This is a genomic window from Lactobacillus sp. HBUAS51381 (genome assembly GCF_012641095.1).
Classification (GTDB): Bacteria; Bacillota; Bacilli; order Lactobacillales; family Lactobacillaceae; genus Levilactobacillus.
On record NZ_JAAVSC010000022.1, the window covers coordinates 30475 to 45229 of the forward strand.

The following is a 14755-nucleotide window of genomic DNA, read 5'->3' on the forward strand; positions in this document are numbered from 1 at the left end:
GGAAAAGATCAAAAAATGAAAGTCACCAACGGGCTGTTTGCTTCTCTTTTGCTGTCCGCCTGCGACTGTGTCTATTTGAAAAAACACAACGGGTCCGAGAAAAGAAGTCTCAGACCCGTTGTGTTCACCGTGATTAAGTGACCGAATCGTGCGCTAATTAACCGCTGTGGACGCACGATTCCAGTAAACTATTGCATTAAATTTAAGGTGACCAGTTGATACGTGCTACTTTCACGTGACTGATGGGTGCTGACCTTTTTCCCGGTCTGTTCCATCAGCTTCGTCGTGTTGTGGCTGATTACCGTTTGAACCTTGGTCACAACCAGTTTGGTATTCGGATTCAAGAGATATTCCTTTTCGTCCGGATAGTTGGAGATTGGCGCAAGGTAGGCGCCATGATACCCCTTGGGAAAATTAATCTTCAATAACAGTTGTGACGTGAATTCCGTCGCAACGGCGTGGCTCGTGCTGGTCGAGGCAAAGCCGGGATCACTGTAGACTGCCCCGGGCTTTAACTTTGCCTGATGAAGGGCAATCCGAGCGACCTTCTTGGACGTACCCCGGTACACCGTCATCGGATGTGTCAGCTTAAACGTCTTCAGACTAGCTGCTAAGTCTTTAACCCGCTGACGGGTCTTAGCCGTCGTCTTGCGCTGCGGATAGCGTAAGGCGTTGTTGATCTTATCGGACCCCTCCCCGGTGTAAGTCCCGATAACCTTGACCTGTCGTTTACTCAACTTACCTGCCCACGCCTTTGAGCGCTTAACCAATTCGCGGTAGTGCGCCTTAGTTAGCTTAATCGCCCGATTGCTATAGGTGACCTGACCAATGTTGGCCACCACTAACGTCTGCGTGCTCCCTGGCGTAACCACGACGGCATCCCCACCCGTCCGCCGAACCAGCGTCAACGCCGTATTCTTGGGGATGGTAACGCTCACCGGTGCCGTGCGATCCGTGGGTTGCGTCAACGCCGTAACGGCTTGCCGCGTGACCACCTGGGACGTCCCCGCTGAGGTCTGCATGTTGGTCTGACTGTCGATATAAACAAACTGCGGTTCCTTCGCCTTCGCCGCAGCGGTCGTGGACCAGCCCCCCCACCCCAGAATGATGCCTGCCATACCCAATACCAATAAACTACCCATATGTTTCACGAAAATTCCTCCTCTGGATACACTAGCGACCAAATTCCCCTACCGATCGCACTTTTAAATCCTAAAATTAGTATAGCACTTTACAAATGCCACTGAACCATTTAGGGAGAAAACTTAGTGGTTACTAGCGGACAAGTTTATTAGCACTTCTCTGGCGCACAGATCTCAGTTTTTTTCTGCTGTTAGCCGTCTCAGTTTCCGAAACCGACTAGTTATCTATTTGGTCTCGAGCATGAGATCCACCCCACAAAAGGGTCATTCTGTTACTAAAGTTCTTCATTCCGTCAATTACCGCCGAATAAATTCGGCGGCTTGTCGCTCACGTGTCATCCGACACAGTAGTCCAACGTTCGATCGGAACTCCTACTCGTAGTGGCAACATCGTCGGGTAATTGATGGCTACCCGTTTAACTACCAGGTTTACCCAGTAGCCGTTGTTTTCCTGATCTTAGGGTGTTTGACCCCGTCCAACCATTCTTGTCCCAGCATCGCAATATTCATGGCACCTAGCCGGTCGTCATTGGACCGATATTGGCATTGTTGACAGTGGTATTCGTGAATATCGTGACGCCGATTGTTCTTCTCAACCAGGCCACACTTGGGACAACGTTGTGAAGTAAAGGCTGCATTCACCTTTAACACCTGACTTTGAATAGCTTGGGCCTTGTAAGTAAGGAAAGTTTCTAGCTGATAGAACGCCCATGAGCGATGACTACCCCTTACTGATTTAGGCAAGTCATCAGTGTTGAAAGTCACGTCTGTCAAATCTTCTAGAACAAAGAGCGTTTGGGGGCCATACAACGTAACGAGTGTCTTAGATAGCTGATGATTGATATCGGTCATCCAGCGGTTCTCTCGTTGCTGTAACTGCTTTAGTCTTTTCTTCGCTGATTTGGTCCCACGATGTTGTAATTCTGTTCGTATTTTCTGGAATTTGTGGCGTTTTAAGAGAACTTTTTCCCCATCAAAGAATCTCGTTTTCCCTTGTTGATCAAAGGTGGTTGCTAGGAAGCGTAATCCTCGGTCAATGCCCACGACCCGAGACGAGACGGTTGAATCGAAGTCCGCTACCTCTTTAGTGATGCCGATGTGTAAGTACCACTTGCCTCTGCTATGTACTAATTTTGCCGTTCCCATTTTCCAACCGCTCTGGAAGTATTGTTTGAATCCTTTGATCGTAAAGGGCATCTTCGTTCTTTTTCCAAGAGTCGTTAGAGAAATCTCAGTCAAACTGTTAACAAAAGAGTAATTGCTTTGCCGAACCAAATCTGCCTGCGGGCGGGAAAAGTGAAGTGGTTTGAACAACCAGGTCAAGTCTTTCGTGACACGTACCCAATTCTTATCGTCATCTTGATAGCGGTAAGGATGGTGCTTCATTTGTTCCAGAACCGTTTTGTACCGCGCGACTACCGTTCTAAAAACAGACTGAATCATTTGACTGTTCAGTGGAGATTCTCGTCGTAATACTTTGTACAGGGCATGATTGATCTTCAAGCTGCTCAAGGGGAAGTCGTGATCAAAGACCCATTGGCTGACTAAATTAGCTAGGCGCTGATATTCCCGGCTCATTTCTAAGAGTTGGGTAGCTTGATTTGCGACGGGATAGAGTCTGATCTTAAGTGTTCGTCCTAGCGTTGTCATGCTTTCACCTCCCCGAAAGATTGGATTAAGTATAGCATATGCTGGGATCAAAAAAGGGGAACATACGTTTTAGAAAAGATTAAGATTTCGCATTCATCCTTTGACTGAAATCAAAGGTATTCTGCTTAATTTCTAAATAAAAAACGTCCGGGAATCATCCCAGACGCGTTATCTGTTCACGATTAGGTTGCTAGAACCGAACATTTAAGTCCTATGAGGCATAATAAATCTCGCCGTGGAAACGATGATCCTTCATCTGCTTGGCGACCCGCTTGGAGGTGTAATAGTGCTGCGTCACCCAAAGGCCCGCACCACTCGCTTCACTCACGACCCGCACCTTCTGACCATGGTAGGCCTTCTTGGCAACCTTGTAGGCTGTTCCGTCGCCAGCCGACTGGTTCCAGCCCCGCAGGTCAATCCAATTGGCGTGACGGGCCCACATCTTCTGACCAACCGCCCACTTGGGATGCCGGGCAAGTTGCGCGGCATCGGCGTTCATCGGGCGTTGGTGGAGTGTCAGTGTGCTGGCATAGCGTTGGTTATTGTCATAGCCGACCGTTCGCCATTTCTTTGCCGTAAACTGAACCCGATCGTACTTTCCCTGACCATCGTAATGGTACCAGGTTCCCCGTAGCCGTTGCGGATAGGCCTTCATCGTTCGTTGCTGTGTCTTGGCATGGGCCGGCGTAGCCATGACAACCTGCGCCCCACCTAGCGTTACCCCTGCGAGTAGCGCCATTACCCAAACTTGTTTTTTCATCAATAAAACTCCTCCCCAGGAATATGATGTGTGCTTATTGGTACGCAAATAGTATACACCAGAAGCCCCCTTAACGACCGTATAAAAAAATAAATAATGGCCCCCATGATTGGGGACCATTATTTAGCCTCGCCGGCCTCAATCTGGGAGCTTAACCCAGCTAAAGAGTCGCCGTAAAATCGTTAATGATCGCCGAAACGACAGCGTTCCCAGTATCAAGAAGGCCGGTAAATATTGAATGAGATACCGACTCCGTCCGCCTTCAAATAACAGTAGGAAGATAAACGCCCCGATAATGGTTAGGCGTAGGACCTGGGTGAATTTATGCTGGTCGCTCCAGCCGAAGAAGATCATCACCAGCCAAACAATCCACCAGGCCTGTGCGAGATACCGAAAATCACCGAGTCGCGTCCCGTATAGGTAAACAAACTCGCGCAGACCCCGGGCAAATCCCGTGCCACTAGGCTTGGTGCCATGCAAGATGAAATGACCTTCCTTAATCCAGGCAAAGGACCCGTCCGCACTGTTATTGCGCTGTTTCTTGACCAGGAAGGCCAAGTAGCCCCAGAAGCCCCGTTGTTTCAGCCGTTTTAGATACATCTTCTTGGACCAGTCGGCCCGTGACTTTTTGGTCGGTAGCTGGGCCATCTTCAAGGCATCCTTGGCATTGTAGCCCCCATCGCCGGAAATTCCCATGCTCATGAAATGGACCGCAGGAATGGCGCGTGCCGTATTAATTTTAATATAGGTCTGCGTATCCAGCACGTGATTCCCAGCAACGTAGGCGCCACCCCCAGCGCCCCCACTAACCAGCAGCAGGGCCAATACCACTAGACCGCTGCGCCAAGTCAAGTCTTGCCAATACTCACGTCGGATTAGTTGAAAGAGTTCGACCAACACAATGGCAATCAACGCCACAATGGCGGAAGGTTTCATAAAATAAGCTAGGGCAACGTTCAGCCCCAACCCGGCAGCAGCGACCACTTTGATCGACCAATGCACATGACCATAGCTCATGACGCAGTAGCAAAAGATATAAGCCGAAACAAACGGCAGTACCCAAGCATCGGTGTAGGGCACGATAATCATGGGAAATAATGCCAACCAGCCGGCATGCACGTATAGCGCCGTGGGTACCTTGCGCCGGTCAATCACCGCCACGCTTAAAATGTTAAAGACCGCCGATAGATCCGTCAGTAGCAGCGTTACCCAATCAAAGAACAACCAAGAGGTGGTGTGAAACGTCTGGGCGAGCCAGTGCTGGGCCAATAGAATCGGCAAGTTATTTGCGTTTTGACTGAAATAAGACATCGTATTGACCGTTTTAGGATCAATAAGCGCCTCATGGATGGCGTCCACGTCAAAGCCAATGGCTGGGTGGACGCACAGCACGAAAACGATCTGCCAAGCCACCGTAACCAGCACTAGGACTGATGCCGTAATCGCCTGATGCCGGACAAACACCCATTTAAAGACGCGGGCCACTTGGGGATAGGCAAAACCGGCCAAGACCGCGGCAATCGCGACAATTAAGACAAGGGCTGTCACGACGGTCGTCCCGGAACCGGTCTGGGCGTTATCGCCTAGGATCAGGTTCGCGGAGTTGATGGCAAAGAAAATGGTGAGGCCAAAGAAAAAGTAGAATAGGCCGCGAATGAATCGGTTACCATAATTAAATAACTGATGATCCATGGTTTCCTCCTAACCCACCGCCCGAGTGATGCGTGACGATGACGCTTAATGATTCCACTCGCTCCCTTTTTTACGCCGCAGGTAACGCACGTCCTTGCCCACCACGTGCTTGGCCGACCGCGCCTCCGTCGTGAAGGTATCCGTGTTCCACACGCCGGGTAGTGACATGGAATTAATCACCCCGACTAAGCGAATCCAGGAAACGTAGAAGTTATACAGTGGCAACGACCAGATGACCCAGCGAATGCTGTGATAGAATTTTTGCTCATCCGGAAATTTCTGTAGGAGCCGTCCCACACTGACGTAATTGACCAGCGACACGAAAACGTACAGCAGGTAAATCACGACGTAGGATAATCCCAAAACCACCGGAGAATACCGGAAGAATAACAAGACCACGCTGGCGAACATCCAGATCATTTTCGGGAAAACGAAGGTGTGATCAATCATCATCCGCCGCACCAAAAAATTATTGAAGAAGTTGCCTAACGTGGCGTTGTGGTGCATGTATTCCTTGGAAACTTCCAGCTCACCCCGAATCCACCGCTGGCGTTGCTTGTAGAGTTGTTCGAGGCCGGATATTGGTTCGATGTAGAAGATGGCATCGGCGCACAGCATGACCTTTTGCTTGAGGCGTTGGCGCACCTGAAACGTCATATCGGTATCCTCGCCAACCGTATCCGTGTTGTACATGAACGTGTCGACCAGCGTCGATTTACGAAAGGCCGAAAACGCCCCAGACATGGTGAACAGTTCGTTTTTATTGGATTCAATCGTTCGCCCGGAGAGAAAGGCCTGCGCGTACTCAAAGTATTCGGTTTTCTGCAAGAAGCGGAGCCAGTACTTGGGCGTTTGCTTGATCAGTTGCCGCTGCGTCAGGATGGTTCCGGTCAAGGCTGCGAGGTCGATGTCGTTTTCGAAGTGTAACACCATATTCATCAGGGCATTCTTTTCCAGCACACCATCACTGTCGATATTGATGATGTAGGTGCCAATACACTGATAGATCGCACCGTTTAGGGCCTTGGCCTTCCCCTGTGCCGTCCGCATTAGCTGAAGATTCAAATCAAAGTGGTTCTGCGCTCTGGCGTAAGCGCCGAAGCTATCATCGGTACTCTGGTTATCCGCCAACACAATTTGCATATTGCGGTTGGGATAGGTGGAATCATTGATCGATTGCAGGCAGGCAAAGAGCGTTTCCTCGGAATTGTAGACCGGTACGATGATCGAAATAAAGGGCAACTTGGCCGGCGTCTCCAATTGCCGCAGATGCCGACTTTGCCGCATCAAATGCAGGGCCGAGATGAGCGAGGGCACGATTTCAACCACGATGGGAATCAGTGCCCAGGTAATCCAGAACCCCATTTGCGCTAAGGTTAAATCAATAAAGTAATTCACGATGGCTTACCTCTCGAAAAGTGGCGTTTGAAATTCGTATACAGACTTTGCGACAGCTCGGAATACGTGAAAACGTTATAGTACAGCATGATCACCAGCACGTAGAAGACAATCCGGCCCAGCAAGGTGTGAGCGGTAAAATACCAACTGGAACCGCCAAAGTAGACCAGCGTGACCACCAACATGAGGCGAATAACGTTGGCAACGTAGATCCACAACGCCCCCATGACCAGGTAGAACATCTTCTCCTGCCGACTATAGGTCGGAAAAAAGGCCAACAACCCCACGAAGGCCGTGGTCTCGATGATCCCGGAGCACTCATAGTCAATCGACATGGTCACGGGATTAGTGCCATTCCCGATATAGACGATGCCATATTTAACGAAAACCCGGCACCAATGCGTCAGGTCCCCCAGCGCCGAAACGCCGTTAATCACCAGGTGGGTCATGAACCACACCCAGTAGGGATTGCCCAACGCGATCAGGATAAAGAACAGGCCAACGCTTCCCGCGATAAAGTAATACGCGGAAAGGTGGGCCCGTTTTAAGACGGAAATCACGTAGAGCCACCCAATCATACCGAATAACAGGTAGCTATTCATCTAAGCCTTCCTCTGCTTCTTGGCGCTCGCTCTGGTCCGAGCGAATGTGACCACACTACCGAGGGCAATGATCAGCCCAACGCCGGCGAGCACGACTGGCCCGGTAGAACCACCCGTAGCCGTTAACGTTTGCGACCCTAAATTATCGTTTTTCATGGTAATGGTCTGCGACCCACCGGCAACCTTGAGTTCGCTCAGTGGAATCTTGGCTTCCATGATATCGTTGTGTCCGTTAGCCGTCTTGAAGCGGTGCACCTTCATCGTGGCTTGGCTGAGATCGCCGCTGCCACCATCGTCACTGTTCCAAGCGTTGACCGTCCCATCGACCGTGGCGCCATCGGTCAGATTACCGGTCGTCTTAAAGGTCACGTAGAATGTCTTACTGCCGACCTTCAACACATAGCCGGACGGTTGTAGCGTACTATAGCCACCCCCGTGTTCCGGCGACATGTTTAGGTAGAAATAAATATTGTTGTCGTCGGCCAATAGCGCGGCTTTCTTAATATTGTAGTCGTCCCAACTTTCCTTAACCGTGGTCATCGGTTTATCGGACCAATCGTCAAAGTTGCCATCGATCGAGATGTTGTATTTATTCGCCGCTGAATCGTTGCTATCCGCATGGACGGGCGTAGTCAATCCACCCCACAATAACATGGCGATCAGCGCCGTCATCACCAACATCACTCTTCGCACATTAAGACCTCCCCAACTTTTAATCCCGGACTAATCCTCGATTACACGGTCTTACACGCTTATTTCGGTGGTAAAATCGTTCAATCTATTGGTTAGTCCCCTAGTCGTCTTCATTGTAGTCACTTTTTCGTGAAATTTCTACTGATTTTCCATCATAAACGATGAAGTGTGATAAGCCAAGGGCGATTTTCAAAAAGGAAAATATGAAAGCGGATTACCGCCGACAATAGCAAGACAACAACCGGTTGCCTACTGGCCCAATCTCTTACGCCACTTTTCGCCGTCGCTGTGCCACCTTCACTACCCCAATCACGGCGATGCTGAAACCGGCGGCAACCAAGATTACACCACCTGTGCTCCCACCAGTCGTGGTCAGCGTCTTCCCGCCGAACGCGCTATCGCTACTGGTCATTGAAATGTTTTGGCTAGCCGTAGCTGTCACGCCCAGGCCGGACAGTGGTACCTGCATTTCAACGATTTCATAGTTACCATGACTGTCTTTAGGCCGCGAAATCATGGCCGTGCCGCCGCTAACGACGCTCCCGTTAGCACTGACGGTCACGGACTTGGTCTTGCCGGCCCCTAATCCCTGGGCCTTCCCCAGGGTGAGCGTAAACTGCTTACCACCAACCTTGAGCGTGTAGTCGTCGGGCAACCAGATTGCCCCGTGCTTATTGTCGTTGGGGTTCGTATTCATATAGAAATAAACGGTACTGTCATCGGCCACCAATGAGGCCTTTTCATCGCTATCTAGCGCGGTCATGGGTTTATCGCTCCAGTCGCTAAAGTCCCCATCGATGCTGATATTCAGCTTACTACTCGTCGTCGTGGCGGCTTGGGCAGATGTTGGTGCGGCGCCCAACCAGACGAGACTAAAACAAACAACAATCAGCCAACCTATTCGATGCATAGCAATCTCCTCCAATCACCACCACTAGACAAATCGTACACGAACTCAATGATTTCGACCGCGTTATGGTTGACTTCAGCATACTCCGATTTTTGAGGGAAGATACCCTCTACTTGGGCAATCTGTGCAAGGCTTTAAGCTAACGTTAAGCTTCAAATTTAAGGACACTTATCGCGACCAAAATGGCCAACATTCCCGCCCCTAAATATCTGGGATTAGTCGTTTCTTAGCAAACCGGTTTTCCCAGATGATTCCACGGTAAAAGGCCTGAGATAAAACCGCCCAGGCCATTTGTGTGACAAGGATATCACCCATTACAATATGGTTGTCGCGTAACGGCCGCCTTGCCGTTTGCCAAATTTGGTCCGGATCACAGGTGGTCGTTGATGACTAATTTAATGGTGATAAGCCTTATCAGCTGGAGACACTAAGAGTCTGGACGTTTGTCCAGACTCTTAGTGAAGCATTATTTAGGTTGTTCCTGGTCACTGTAATACTGGGGGGTCGGCGCCGTGATTGGATGGGCCCGTAGCCACGCCACAATCTGGTGGCCGAGATCCTCCCCCATCGGCGCGGAGACCGCAATCTGGGCCTTGGTAATCTGATTCACGTGAATCCCCGCCGTGATGGTACAACTCCCCGGTAATGCCGATTGCACCACTTTAGCGACGCGCTCGCCGACAAAGCTGTCCTTGTGAAATCGGCCATCGTGGCTGGGATACTTGATGGTTTGAAGTGCTGTGTCCTTGGTAAGGGTGGTGACATCGCCGATATGGGGATTGCTGCCCCCGGTGACCACGATCAACAAGTCCTTACCAATCACCGTCACATCGGCGGTAATCGTGTAATTTTCTCGGGTAACACTGAATTTAGGCATCCTAATCCCCCTCCCAACGTTTCGCCGTCTGTTCATGAATGCCAAAAGCGTCTAGCACCTTCATGGTCTGATGATCGACTAGGTCTTGAATGGTTTGCGGATGATTGTAGAAGGCGGGAATCGGGGGAATGATCTGTGCCCCAAGCTTGGCCAATTTGGTCAAATTCTCCAAGTGAATCACACTCAACGGCGTCTCACGGGGAACAATGACCAGTTTGCGCTGTTCCTTAATCGTCACGTCGGCGGCCCGGGCTACCAGATTATCGCCAAAACCATAGGCGATGCCGGCCACCGTCTTCATGCTGGCCGGCACGATGACCATGCCGTCATTGAGAAATGAACCACTCGCAATCGCCGCCCCCTGATCACGGTCGCTGTAGACCACATCGGCGAGGGCCTTGATCTGATCCAACGTATAATCCGTCTCCAACGCCAAGTTTTTCTTCGCCCACGCGCTCATCACCAGGTGGGTCTCAACGTCGGTACGGGCCCGTAACTTCTTTAACAGGTCAATCGCATAAATCGTGCCGGACGCCCCGGTCACCCCAATCACAATCTTCTTCATCCACTATCAATCCTTTACTTTAAATACTTCTGCCAATCCGGAACCTTCATGAACTGAGCCCGAACGAACTGATCCTTCATATCAAATGGTACCGTGCCGTCAATCACGAGCTTCGAGGACATCCCCCGCGTCCGAATCGACTTAGGGTCGTACCCTGGCCGCTCGGAAGGGTCCAACGGATGGTTGCGCATCCCCGGCAGGACCATTAAGTCTTGATCGGCCTGGAACCGCGTATTAACCGTCCACATCACATCATTCATGTCGAAGATGTCGACGTCTTCATCGACCAGAATGACCGTCTTTAATTCCTTAAACGCCGAGAATGCCAGTAACGCGGCCTGTCGTTGAATCCCCTCATCGGCCTCATCATCCTTGTGAATCTGCATGATGGTCATGAGCTTACCACCACCTGCAGGCGGATTGTAAACGTTGAGCACCTTGCCGGGAATGGCGCGGTTGGTCAGCTCCAAAATGCTGGCTTCGGTCGGAATGCCGGCCATGCTGACGTGCTCTTCGGACGGCCCAATCACGCTTTGCATAATAGGCTGCTTGCGATGCGTCACCGCCGTTACCTTGATGACCTGAACGGCCGGATTGGCATCCCCATCGTACCCAGGAAACTCGGGCATGGCCTTGCCAGTATGGGTGTTGATATCCTCTTGCATCCGTTCATTGGGCATGATGTAGCCTTCCAGGGTAAATTCGGAACGGGCAATCGCCTTTTCATCAACCGTCAGTGCCGGGGTCAATCCCACCGCCTCTTGGCGGATCGCACCGGCAACGCCGAGTTCGTTATAGCCCAGTGGCGTGGTCGGCGGCTCGAAGGTACAGCCGATGGTAATGGCGGGGTCCAACCCGATATTAATGGTCACAGGCATCGGTTCGTTAACCGCTTCGTATTCCTTGGCAAACGCCCCGATATGCCGACCACCGGGCATGATGTAAATGCCCAGAGTGTCCTTGTCCTCTAGCACCATCCGGTGAATCGTGACGTCACTCATGGTCTTGGCCTTGTTGGAACCGAGAACCACCCCCACGGTAATGTAGGGCCCGGCATCCTCGGGCGTGTTGGTCGGGGCGGCCACCAATTTACGAATATCAAAGTCCGGGTCGGTCGCCTTGTGGACCACTTCATGGGCCGGCGCGTCTTCAACCATCACTGGTGGGACTGGATGCTCGACGGCGTCATTTAGAAACTGGCCCAACGTCTGGTAATCATGATGAAACATCATACCCACTCGTTTCCGACTCGCCATCAGCCCCATCAGAACACGGGTCCCTGGAAATCCCTTGACGTTGTTAAACATCATCGCGGGACCTTCCTGTGTCGGGCGTTCAACCGTCCCACCTGCCCCAATATACCGGTAAACACCAGCGAGTTCGGCGTTGGGATCAACCGCCACGTCGGTCGCATGGAACTGACCGGGATGGGTCTTGAGTTCGGTTAACACCTTGCGTAAATCATACGGTTCATTTGCCATCAGATTACCTCCTATAAGTTCTTTACATTGATCACTTTAGGCGCTAAACCGCTTGCAAACAACTCTTATTTCGACTAACGTTATGCTTAATAGGAATAATAGATTTTACGCCGGGGGATCGGCAAAAGGAGTGAGCCTTGGATGACACTTGACGATTTCTACAGCTTCATCGTGCTCTATCAGGTACGCAATGTCTCGGACGCCGCAACCGAATTAAATATCACGCAATCCGCGCTGTCAAAGCGCCTCCGCAATATACAGCAGGAATTGGATACCCCACTCATCTCTACCCGCAACAAACGCCAACTCACGATCACGGAGAGTGGCGAAGTCTTCTTTCGTTACGCCCAGACCATTACGGCCCAATACGACCTCATGCGTCAGGAGCTTCGAGATTACCAAGCCTTGCGTCGAGGAACCCTCCACATCGGCAGTGTACCGATCATGGCACAGTACGGGCTCACCCAGAAGATGAGTCGGTTCATGCACGACTACCCACAAATCAACATTCGCTTGGAAGAGTTGCAGGGGGCCGACCTCCTCAAGGCGTTACAACATCAAAAATTCGACCTCGGCATTCTCCGAGACGTTCAGAGTCAACAGCTCAACAAGTCCCAATTTGACGCAATCAACCTGGATACCGACGAACTGCGGGTGGTCTTGGCCGCCGATCATCCCCTTGCCCAGCAGGCCAGTATCACCATGGCCGACCTGAGAGATTGTGAAATTGTGACGCTTAACCCCGGTTCCGGTGTGTATGAGAAGATGGGCCGCCTCTTCCAGCAGGCCGGGATCACGCCTAACATTCGCTTCAGCACCCCCCACATTGAAACCTTGCTGGGGATGGTGGCGCATACGTCACGCGTGACCTTTCTCTTTGCCAAGGCGGCCGCGCCCTTCCTGACGCCGGCGTACGTGACGCGACCGTTCACACAACCCCTCGTTAGTCACCTACAGTTGGTCTATCCCCGCGGAACCCTGAGTCAGGCGGCCCACCGCTTTGTGGATTATTTAAAGTAAGCCAACGCTTAATCTTGATGTATTTTCCGTAGTTGCCGATTGGATAAAGAATTAGGAGGCCTTCAATCCATGACCTACTTGTTAATTCTACGGGGGATTAATGGTGGCGCCTACCATCAGATCCGGATGACCACGCTCCGGAACCTAATGACCATGGCCGGGTTCACGCGTGTTCGCTCATATGCCAACAGCGGTAACCTAATCTTTGACAGTCGACTCGAGCAAGCCGCTTGTGAGCAATGCATCTCGGCCGTCCTTGCCGCCAACATCGACTTTCCCCTTAATTTCGGCGTATTCTCTGCGGCCGCACTCCTGCGAGACTTTCGTCAGGTTCCCACCTGGTGGACCGGGACGGGGCCACGGCAACACCTATGTTTGTTTAAGCTCGCCAACTACGACGAAGCCACGACGGGGTTGCGTGAGCCGCTCACACGCCTGGACCACGTCGTCGCCACGCCCCACCTGATCTTCTGGACCGTCGATGCGTCGACTGGCTTTCAGCACTCAGCGTACGGGCAACTCTTCGGCACCCCCTTCTACCAGCAGACCAGTGCCCGTAGTTATCGCACCACGTTGCGTCTCATCCAACTTCTACAGGAACGGGCGCGTTAAGCATGCTATAATTAAGAATACGTTTTCATTTCAACTGAACTATTTATTTTATATCCTTAACTTTTGGAGGCAATTTATGATTAGAGACGTCGTTCACGATCCCACTCAGCTCGGTACGAAGGCCCAATTGGCCACTAAGCTGGATGCGCCGGTCGTCACGGATTTATTGGACACCCTGAAGGCCAACAGCGAGAACTGCGTGGGGATGGCCGCCAATATGATTGGCATAAACAAGCGAATTATTGTGGTCGACATGGGCATCATGCCCGTGGCCATGATTAATCCTCAGATCACCAAAAAGGCGGGCCCCTTTCAGACACAAGAGGGCTGCCTATCGCTCACCGGGGAACGCCCGACGCAGCGTTACCGCACCATCGACGTGGACTTTCTCAATCAGAATTTTCAGCGCCAACATCAGACGTTCACCGGCTTCGTGGCCCAGATTATTCAACACGAAGTCGACCATTGCAACGGCATCGTCATTTAACTAAGGAGGACGGGCACGATGACTGAAGAAGAAAAAATGCTGGCCGGAAAGCTGTACGATCCCTCCGATCCTAAGCTCAATGCCCGGCTCCACTATGCCCATCGTTTGTCGCAAGAATACAACATGACTTTCGATGACGAGACGGAAAAACGCGAAGAAATCTTAACCAAACTGGTCCCCAATCACGGAGAAGGCACCTACCTGCAAGGCCCCATTTTCTTTGACTATGGGAGCTATACGCACCTAGGTAAACATCTCTATGCTAACGCCAACTTCACGGTTCTAGACTGCGGCGACGTCACCATCGGCGATAGCGTGTGGTTCGGCCCCAACGTGACGTTGGTGACGCCGATGCATCCGTTGCGGTATCAGGAACGGAACTTACAGCCCCATGCCGACGGGTCCCTCTTTGACATCGAGTACGACAAGCCCATCAAGATTGGCGACAACTGTTGGTTCGGTAGTAACGTCACGGTGATTGGCGGCGTCACGATCGGCAACGGTTGCGTGATCGGCGCCGGTTCCGTGGTTACTCGGGATATTCCGGACAATTCGCTGGCCGTGGGTAACCCCTGCCGTGTCGTTCGCGAGATTACCGAGGCGGATTCGATTAAATACAAGACTGACCTGCAATAGGCCCCCGTACTAAAGGCTGAAAATTCACGAGCACACTCCAGTCCCCAGCTGACAAGGCTTATCACCATAAAATCAATCATCACCGACCACCTGCGGCTGAAATCGACTAAATGTGCGATGAGATCGCTGGCGTGGCAACGTTCTGCCAGTTTAATTCGATACACCTCATGTAGCCGTGAGTGAGTCAAATTTGGTCTCAGCCGTGGGATTTTTCAAGTGGTCTGCTTGAA

General features: G+C 51.5%; 15 protein-coding genes. 4 read left to right on the forward strand and 11 right to left on the reverse strand.

The window, feature by feature from the left end:
- Window positions 1–188 precede the first annotated feature (188 nt).
- From HEQ50_RS08520 to HEQ50_RS08570, 11 genes are all read right to left on the reverse strand, one after another.
- Window positions 189–1142: an ADP-ribosyltransferase gene (locus HEQ50_RS08520; RefSeq protein WP_232842721.1), complete on the reverse strand. Its 954-nt coding sequence runs from the start codon at window positions 1140–1142 to the stop codon at window positions 189–191.
- A gap of 429 nt (window positions 1143–1571) precedes the next feature.
- Window positions 1572–2792, reverse strand: a complete 1221-nt coding sequence (locus HEQ50_RS08525) for an RNA-guided endonuclease TnpB family protein (protein WP_168900098.1) — start codon at window positions 2790–2792, stop codon at window positions 1572–1574.
- A 211-nt stretch (window positions 2793–3003) separates the two neighbouring features.
- Complete coding sequence (locus tag HEQ50_RS08530; protein ID WP_168900099.1) at window positions 3004–3552, reverse strand: hypothetical protein; 549 nt, start codon at window positions 3550–3552, stop codon at window positions 3004–3006.
- Between the two features lie 138 nt (window positions 3553–3690).
- Window positions 3691–5244, reverse strand: a complete 1554-nt coding sequence (locus HEQ50_RS08535) for a TIGR03766 family XrtG-associated glycosyltransferase (RefSeq protein WP_168900100.1) — start codon at window positions 5242–5244, stop codon at window positions 3691–3693.
- 45 nt (window positions 5245–5289) lie between these two features.
- The gene (locus tag HEQ50_RS08540; protein ID WP_334427275.1) at window positions 5290–6642 is read right to left on the reverse strand and encodes a TIGR03111 family XrtG-associated glycosyltransferase; all 1353 of its coding nucleotides are present in this window, start codon (window positions 6640–6642) and stop codon (window positions 5290–5292) included.
- Window positions 6639–7244, reverse strand: coding sequence for an exosortase family protein XrtG (gene xrtG, locus HEQ50_RS08545; RefSeq protein WP_168900101.1), 606 nt, complete (start codon window positions 7242–7244; stop codon window positions 6639–6641). The genes HEQ50_RS08540 and xrtG overlap by 4 nt, the downstream gene beginning before the upstream one ends.
- Window positions 7245–7937 (reverse strand): Firmicu-CTERM sorting domain-containing protein, encoded by a 693-nt coding sequence (locus HEQ50_RS12985; RefSeq protein ID WP_168900102.1) that lies wholly within the window; start codon window positions 7935–7937, stop codon window positions 7245–7247.
- 265 nt (window positions 7938–8202) lie between these two features.
- Window positions 8203–8847 carry a Firmicu-CTERM sorting domain-containing protein gene (locus tag HEQ50_RS08555; protein WP_168900103.1) on the reverse strand — a complete coding sequence of 215 codons (645 nt, stop codon included), beginning with the start codon at window positions 8845–8847 and terminating at the stop codon, window positions 8203–8205.
- 466 nt (window positions 8848–9313) lie between these two features.
- On the reverse strand, window positions 9314–9724 hold the full coding sequence (locus HEQ50_RS08560; protein WP_168900104.1) for an amino acid decarboxylase: 411 nt from the start codon (window positions 9722–9724) through the stop codon (window positions 9314–9316).
- Between the two features lies 1 nt (window position 9725).
- Window positions 9726–10289 carry a UbiX family flavin prenyltransferase gene (locus HEQ50_RS08565; protein ID WP_168900105.1) on the reverse strand — a complete coding sequence of 188 codons (564 nt, stop codon included), beginning with the start codon at window positions 10287–10289 and terminating at the stop codon, window positions 9726–9728.
- A gap of 14 nt (window positions 10290–10303) precedes the next feature.
- The gene (locus HEQ50_RS08570; RefSeq protein WP_168900106.1) at window positions 10304–11770 is read right to left on the reverse strand and encodes a UbiD family decarboxylase; all 1467 of its coding nucleotides are present in this window, start codon (window positions 11768–11770) and stop codon (window positions 10304–10306) included.
- Window positions 11771–11911: 141 nt separating this feature from the next.
- Between HEQ50_RS08570 and HEQ50_RS08575 the strand changes: the two genes are divergently transcribed.
- The 4 genes from HEQ50_RS08575 (at window position 11912) to HEQ50_RS08590 (ending at window position 14525) form a co-directional block, all read left to right on the forward strand.
- Complete coding sequence (locus tag HEQ50_RS08575) at window positions 11912–12790, forward strand: LysR family transcriptional regulator (protein ID WP_168900107.1); 879 nt, start codon at window positions 11912–11914, stop codon at window positions 12788–12790.
- Window positions 12791–12859: 69 nt separating this feature from the next.
- The gene (locus HEQ50_RS08580; RefSeq protein ID WP_168900108.1) at window positions 12860–13402 is read left to right on the forward strand and encodes a DUF1697 domain-containing protein; all 543 of its coding nucleotides are present in this window, start codon (window positions 12860–12862) and stop codon (window positions 13400–13402) included.
- Window positions 13403–13478: 76 nt separating this feature from the next.
- Window positions 13479–13889 (forward strand): peptide deformylase, encoded by a 411-nt coding sequence (locus HEQ50_RS08585; protein ID WP_168900109.1) that lies wholly within the window; start codon window positions 13479–13481, stop codon window positions 13887–13889.
- Window positions 13890–13907: 18 nt separating this feature from the next.
- Window positions 13908–14525 (forward strand): sugar O-acetyltransferase, encoded by a 618-nt coding sequence (locus HEQ50_RS08590; protein WP_168900110.1) that lies wholly within the window; start codon window positions 13908–13910, stop codon window positions 14523–14525.
- Window positions 14526–14755 lie beyond the last annotated feature (230 nt).